Raw genomic sequence first — 6,647 nt, 5'->3', positions numbered from 1 at the left:
GGCGGCATGAGCGCTACCGCGCCAACGGTTCTGATCTGGACAGGCTTGCTGCTGACACCTGTCATGATTTCCGCCGGTCAGGTGTTGTTCAAGCTCGCAGGCGGGCGGATCGACGGGCGCGACGCCACAGGCTTAGTGGGCGTGATGCACACCCTCTTTGACCCCTTTTTGCTTGTCGCACTTGCGATCTACGGGTCCGCAACGATCCTTTGGATTTACGTCCTCAGACATGTGCCCCTGTCGCAAGCCTATCCCTTCATGGCGCTTAGCTTTGTGCTGGTTCCCCTCGCCTCGTGGCTGTTCTTCGGCGAAACGTTGGGGCTGCGTTATTGGATCGGGGCCGGGCTTTTGCTGAGCGGAATGGCGGTGATGAATACCTGACCGGTTCAACCTGCCGCACAAACACGGCAAAACAAGATGTTGAACCTGCCCTGCCCCCCTTCTATCCTGCGCCTTTGAAGAACCCCAAGCAGGATGCACCGAATGACCGAGCAAGTTCCCCACCCGATGTCCCCACAGGATTGCCTTGTGGCGATCATGGTTGCGATTTCGGCATCTGACGAGACGATCCGAACCGCTGAATTGGTTAAGATCGAAGTGGCGGTAAACATGCTGCCGGTCTTCGCCGGGTACGATATTGACCGGACCCGCCGCGTGTCACAGATCGTATTTGATCTGTTCGAACAGGAAGACGGGCTGGATGCTCTGTTTGGCCTGATCCGCGACAACCTTCCTGAACGACTGAACGAAACAGCTTATGCGCTGGCCTGTGATGTTGCCGCCGCAGACGGATCGCTGGCCGAGACCGAGCTGCGTTTGCTGGAAGAAATCCGTTACGAGTTGAGTATCGATCGCTTGCACGCAGCCGCAATTGAACGCGGTGCCCGCGCGCGTCACGCCGTCTGACAAAAGGCGTCGTCGGATTTCACGGCTTTAACTGCCGTATAGCGAACCCCACCGTTCAAGCAGTGCGCGTTGCAGCTTTCGCGACCTTCGGTTCCAGCTGCGCGCGCCATCCGGACGTTCACGTTGAGCACGTGGTATTTGTGCGCGTTTCGCTACGTCTGCTGTGAATATCGCAAATGCCAGATCGACCCCGTCCGCTGTTGTCAGGAAACCGCCCAGCCCTGAAACAAAGTTCAGTGTCCCGGTCTTGGCGTCAACCTTTACCGGATGGTTCTTGACGACCCGACCATTCCGATCGGTCAAGGCAAAAGGCTTCATCAAGGGGCGCAATATCCCCGACTTCTGTGCGACCACCAAGGCCGAAACCAGATCTGCGGGCACGATGCGCGAAGCATCACCAAGACCGGAATGATCGACCATGGCGATACCGTTTACACCAAAGCTCTCAGCCGCCCATAGGTTCATCTCAGCCGCCGACTCTGCCAAGTTCCTGGGATAAACACCCCGTGCCTTTGTCGCGGCCATTCCGACCATTTCTGCCGTCAGATTGGTCGAGTATTTCAGCATTCCACGCAGAATACTCTCCAATGGATCACTGCGATGTACTACAAGGTCCAAGCCCTCCGGGCGCTCTCGTGTCACCTGCACCCGTCCCAGCACGATCCCGTTTGAACGCGCCAGAGTTCGGAACACATCCCCTGCATAAAGCGCGGGTTTACGTACTGGCAACCAGCGGGCTCCGCCATTCCCCAACGCACCTTTGGCCACGGTCCAGCGATCCTGCCGCGCGCTTGGCTGATAGGTATAAATCGGCAGGCTCCGGCTCTCGACCCGCATCGAGGCTACGTCCACCGCAGGTACAAAGCGTGCGCTGCGCGCGTCCATGCTGACGTCATAGCCTTTGCCTGCGCGTTTCCATTCAAAGTGCACACGGTTGAAATTCAACGAAATCCCGCTGATGGCGGGGCTGTAACCCACATGATCCGGCTGCCCGGGGTCGATGCTGAACACAAATGGCAGCGCGCCGTCATAGACCTTGAACGCACCTCGCACCTCGGTAATCCCGGCCTCACGCAGATTGGCGGCCATGGTGGCCAGCGCATCCGTGTCCAGCAAGGGGTCTCCACCACCCACCAGGATTAAATCGCCATGCAGAATGCCGTTTTCGATCCGCCCATCTGCCACCAAACGGGTTTCAAACCGGTGATCCGCGCCCAAAACATCCAGCGCATAAAGCGCGGTCAACGCTTTGCCGACACTGGCGGGGGGCAAGGCGGCCCCGTCTCCAAACACCTCCAGCTGCGCCCCGGTCGCCACATCCGCAACCGCAAAGACAACCTCGCCTTTTAACCCGGCCGCAGCCACCAGGCGCTCGGCACCGCTCAACGGCACCCCGCGAATCTGTGGCCTGAGAGAGACCAGAGGCGCTTGTGCAAGACCCGCTGCCGGGATCAGAGACGCACCCAATCCCCCTAGAAAAACACGACGTGAAAAACGACCAGCCATAGCTGAATTAAAATCCCACAGAATAAAAACACACAACCTCTCGCTGAGATTATGCGCCCATAGGGGCTATTCCGGCAACACTTGTGCGCGCCACTCTCCGCGCGTCCGGATTTCGGTCGAGCTGACATCGACCATCGGTACATTGACAAAACACCAGGCCGGGGCCTGCGCCCGGCCCAACAGATGCCGCGCCTGCCCATCGATCCGGTATTTCGCGTAAACCCGTGCCGCCGGTGACATCCGCGCCGAAATCCGATCCCCCGGCCGCGCAACAACGCCGACAGGCACGCTATCCATGATCAGCCGCCAGTCTTTCCATTTGTGGAACTGCGCCAGATTGTCGGCCCCCATGAGCCAGACGAACCGAACCTGCGGGTACAGCCGCCGAAGCGCTGCCAAAGTATCCGCCGTCGCCCGCGTACCTGTCAGCGCCTCGATATCCGTCACATCAACCTTCGGGTGCTGCATCACAGCTTTCGCGGCTTGCAGCCGCCGTGCCATCGGGGCAGGCCCGTGTTCCTTCAGCGGATTACCCGGAGAGACCAACCACCACACCCGATCCAGCTCAAACGCCTTCATCGCCTCACGCGTGACGTGCACATGCCCCTGATGCGGCGGATCAAAAGACCCGCCGAACAGCCCGATCACCTGCCCGGGTCGCGCATATGGAATATGATAACGCTCCATCCCCTGCTGATGTTCAGAACTCAGGGGGGTTGTCAATCAACAGGTTGCACCGCATCACCCAGCCCGACCCGTCCGGGGCGGAGGACCTCAGCACACCAGCCCCCATGCCCACGCACCGCAGAATAACCGCCCGTGCCCAACGCTTCCTCCATCCGACTGCACGGCGCGCAGATCACGGTAAAGCGCAGAACGGCCTCGCCCACCTGCACCTCGCGCCCTTTGAGCGCCGCCAGATTGACCCCCGACACCACCAGATTACGCCGCAGAATGAAAGGTGCAACAGGCGCTTGACCCAGATAGGATCCAATCGCGGCCAGATGCTCGTACTGGATCAGCGTAACCGCCCGCTTTCCCGCACGGCCACGGTCACCGTCGAGGCCATCAGTGGAGATCATGGCCTCCTCGACGTTGACCATCAAATCGCGCCGCGCGGGCCGTAGGCCGATCCATTCAACCCGTCCCGGCTGCGCCCAACCTTCAATCAGTTTCGCCAATTCAGACAATTTATAACCCTTATTTGGTCAAGCCTGTGTAGGTGAAGCCGGCACTAATCGAAATTCACAAAACCACCAGCTTGCCCCGCCCGCCCGGCTTGGATATCTAGCGGTTCAACCCAATTTCCCCGACCCAGAGGACGCGACATGGCCGCCTATCAATATGTCTACCACATGCAGGGTGTCTCCAAGACCTATCCCGGTGGCAAGAAGTGCTTTGAAAACATCCACCTGAGCTTTCTGCCCGGTGTGAAAATCGGTGTCGTCGGCGTCAACGGCGCGGGTAAATCGACGCTGATGAAGATCATGGCCGGTCTCGACACCGATTTCACTGGTGAGGCATGGGCCGCCGAAGGTGCCAAAGTCGGCTATCTGCCGCAGGAACCGCAGTTGGATGAATCGCTGACCGTCCGCGAAAACGTCATGCTGGGCGTGGCCGCGAAAAAGGCCAAGGTCGACCGTTTCAACGAAATCGCCATGGAGATCGCCGAGAATTACTCGGACGAGCTGATGGAGGAAATGACCACCCTGCAGGATGCGATCGACGCGGAAAACCTGTGGGATCTCGACAGCCAGATCGACGTTTCGATGGAGGCCCTGCGCTGCCCGCCGGACGATGCCAACATCGCCAACCTCTCGGGTGGTGAGAAACGCCGCGTCGCGCTCTGCAAGCTGCTGCTCGAAGCGCCCGACATGCTGCTCTTGGACGAACCGACCAACCACCTGGACGCCGAGACCATCGCCTGGCTGCAACAGCACCTGATCGACTACAAAGGCACCATTCTGATCGTCACTCACGACCGGTATTTCCTGGATGACATCACTGGCTGGATCCTGGAACTCGACCGCGGCCGCGGCATCCCGTACGAGGGCAACTACTCGGCCTGGCTGGAGCAAAAGGCCAAACGGCTGGAGCAGGAAGCGCGCGAGGACAAGTCCAAGCAGAAGACCCTGCAGCGTGAATTGGAATGGATGCGTCAGGGCCAGAAGGCCCGTCAGGCCAAATCCAAGGCCCGGATCAACGCTTATAACGAGTTGGCCGAACAGTCAGAACGCGAAAAACTGACCCGCGCGCAGATCGTCATCCCCAACGGCCAGCGCCTTGGCGGCAAAGTGATCGAGGTCGAGGGCCTGTCCAAACACATGGGCGATAAGCAACTGATCGAAGGGCTGGACTTCGCCCTGCCCCCCGGCGGCATCGTCGGCGTCATCGGCCCCAACGGCGCGGGTAAATCGACCCTGTTCAAGATGCTCACCGGTCAGGAACAGCCCGACAGCGGCACCATCACGCTAGGCGACACGGTTGAGCTGTCTTACGTCGACCAGTCGCGCGACGACCTGAAAGACAACGACACCGTGTGGGAGGCGATCACCGGCGGTGCCGAGATCATCCAGTTGGGCGATGCACAGGTCAATTCCCGCGCCTATTGCTCGTCCTTCAACTTCAAGGGCGGCGACCAGCAGAAAAAGGTCTCGCTGCTGTCAGGTGGTGAACGCAACCGCGTCCACATGGCCCGCCTGCTGAAAGAGGGCGGCAACGTCCTGCTGCTCGACGAACCGACCAACGATCTGGACGTCGAAACCCTGCGTGCGCTGGAAGACGCGCTGGTCGATTTCGCCGGCTGCGCCGTCGTCATCTCGCACGACCGTTTCTTCCTTGACCGGATTTGCACGCATATTCTGGCGTTCGAGGGCGACGCGCATGTGGAGTGGTTCGAGGGCAACTTCGAGGACTATGAAGAGGACAAAAAGCGGCGGTTGGGGCCGGACGCGTTGGAGCCCAAGCGGTTGAAGCATAAGAAGTTTGCGCGGTGAACGAATGGATAACCATCCTTGGCGCGTTGGGGCTTGGATCACTTGCAACAGTGATCACTCAATGGCTTCTCACTCGTACTGATAGTCGTAAGAAACTACGATTTCAGGAACGCAAAGATGCGTATGTGGGCCTATGGCAAGCGATGCATCGCTCAGAAATCGAGCGTACAGAAGAAGCCGCTCTACATGTTGGCCATTGGGTCGCTCGATGCGAACTCGTTGCTCCGCATCCGGTACGCCGTGCGGTAAAAACACCGGTGGATTCAAAACCTGGTTCACCTGAACGTAAGGCCTCCGTGGAAAATGTACTGCACGTTATGCGAAATGACTTAGGGATCTCCGAGTAAGTGGCTTGCTCGCATCCGTCGACCCGACGCGAGTAGGCCGGGCTTCAGCCCGGCACTCAGCGCAATACAAGCGATTTTACCAACGTCCGCCAATGACCCGCACCAAAACCCTTCAATCGATCCGTACGTCATGGCGAAAGCCGAGCTGAAGCCCGGCCTACGGAGTTGGGTTCTTTGATCCTACGGCTCTCCGAACGTCCCCTCCATCACAACGACACTCCAATCCAGACCAACTCGACCCGCGCGAATATCGCGATGGATCGACGAATACGGCCAATCGGTTGGATGTTCCACCAACCCATGTTTGACAGGATTGCCCCAACAATACGCCATATGATGCGGTAATCTCGTTCGTCCCGGATGCAATGTTCCCAAAACCTGCGTTGCCAAACAGGTGCTTCGCGTTTGTTCTGCCGTAGGCCGGGCTTCAGCCCGGCATATCTGCCAGATGTTACAACTGGCAATTCCGAAGGCGCAGGTGCCGGGCTGAAGCCCGGCCTACGGTTTGCCTTGTTCACGCGCATGGTGAACCGCGCTTTGATCGCACCCCACCGCGTCGAATAATCCGCATCACCCGGCGGCAAAGTCCAAACCGCGTGGATATGATCAGGCAACACAACAAACGCGTCACACCAGAACGGTTGCTCCCTCTGCGTCACGGCAAACGCCGCGCGCAAATGCGCCACTTCTTGCACCAACAAATCCGATGATCTGTCGGCCAAAGATACGATAAAGAAATATTTCGCTCCGGGTATTCGAACGCGTGGGTAGTTGCTCATGCCCGCATCTTGCCGCACGCATGGCTACCAAACGGTTAACCAATTCCACCCTTGTCACATGCCCACCTCAATGCCATATGAAAAGGGCTTACGTTTTTCTATTTCGACCCACT

8 protein-coding genes are annotated in these 6,647 nt (G+C 58.8%); 4 read left to right on the top strand and 4 right to left on the bottom strand.

Going from position 1 to position 6,647, the window contains the following annotated elements; translation table 11 throughout:
• Positions 1–381: EamA family transporter (locus AC2FNU_RS23345; protein ID WP_496793362.1), on the top strand; the 381-nt coding region annotated here is incomplete at its 5' end.
• A gap of 102 nt (positions 382–483) precedes the next feature.
• Positions 484–906, top strand: a complete 423-nt coding sequence (locus AC2FNU_RS23340) for a tellurite resistance TerB family protein (RefSeq protein ID WP_496793361.1) — start codon at positions 484–486, stop codon at positions 904–906.
• 27 nt (positions 907–933) lie between these two features.
• On the opposite strand, the gene dacB is transcribed toward AC2FNU_RS23340, so the two are convergent.
• From dacB to AC2FNU_RS23325, 3 genes are all read right to left on the bottom strand, one after another.
• Positions 934–2,412: a D-alanyl-D-alanine carboxypeptidase/D-alanyl-D-alanine endopeptidase gene (gene dacB / locus AC2FNU_RS23335; protein WP_496793357.1), complete on the bottom strand. Its 1,479-nt coding sequence runs from the start codon at positions 2,410–2,412 to the stop codon at positions 934–936.
• 66 nt (positions 2,413–2,478) lie between these two features.
• A complete protein-coding gene (locus tag AC2FNU_RS23330) occupies positions 2,479–3,099 on the bottom strand; it encodes a nicotinate-nucleotide adenylyltransferase (protein ID WP_496793354.1) in 621 nt (206 codons plus the stop codon).
• Positions 3,100–3,131: 32 nt separating this feature from the next.
• Positions 3,132–3,602, bottom strand: coding sequence for an MOSC domain-containing protein (locus tag AC2FNU_RS23325; protein ID WP_496793351.1), 471 nt, complete (start codon positions 3,600–3,602; stop codon positions 3,132–3,134).
• 138 nt (positions 3,603–3,740) lie between these two features.
• Here AC2FNU_RS23325 and ettA point away from each other — a divergent pair, with 138 nt between their 5' ends.
• Together ettA and AC2FNU_RS23315 are read left to right on the top strand one after the other, a co-directional pair.
• On the top strand, positions 3,741–5,408 hold the full coding sequence (gene ettA / locus AC2FNU_RS23320) for an energy-dependent translational throttle protein EttA (RefSeq protein ID WP_010442471.1): 1,668 nt from the start codon (positions 3,741–3,743) through the stop codon (positions 5,406–5,408).
• A complete protein-coding gene (locus AC2FNU_RS23315) occupies positions 5,405–5,755 on the top strand; it encodes a hypothetical protein (RefSeq protein ID WP_496793346.1) in 351 nt (116 codons plus the stop codon). Before ettA ends, AC2FNU_RS23315 begins: the two co-directional genes overlap by 4 nt.
• Positions 5,756–5,961: 206 nt before the next feature.
• Here AC2FNU_RS23315 and AC2FNU_RS23310 read toward each other — a convergent pair whose 3' ends face one another.
• Complete coding sequence (locus tag AC2FNU_RS23310; RefSeq protein WP_496793344.1) at positions 5,962–6,534, bottom strand: REP-associated tyrosine transposase; 573 nt, start codon at positions 6,532–6,534, stop codon at positions 5,962–5,964.
• Positions 6,535–6,647: the final 113 nt, after the last annotated feature.

The organism is Ruegeria sp. BHSB064 (genome assembly GCF_059613205.1).
Note: the sequence above shows the minus strand (reverse complement) of the source record. Positions and strands in the feature narration are given on the sequence as shown.

Bases quoted from the DNA above. Each gene is read 5' to 3' on its own strand.
- AC2FNU_RS23340 (WP_496793361.1), top strand. From the start codon at position 484: ATGACCGAGCAAGTTCCCCACCCGATGTCCCCACAGGATTGCCTTGTG.
- dacB (WP_496793357.1), bottom strand. From the start codon at position 2,412: ATGGCTGGTCGTTTTTCACGTCGTGTTTTTCTAGGGGGATTGGGTGCG.
- AC2FNU_RS23330 (WP_496793354.1), bottom strand. From the start codon at position 3,099: ATGGAGCGTTATCATATTCCATATGCGCGACCCGGGCAGGTGATCGGG.
- ettA (WP_010442471.1), top strand. From the start codon at position 3,741: ATGGCCGCCTATCAATATGTCTACCACATGCAGGGTGTCTCCAAGACC.
- AC2FNU_RS23310 (WP_496793344.1), bottom strand. From the start codon at position 6,534: ATGAGCAACTACCCACGCGTTCGAATACCCGGAGCGAAATATTTCTTT.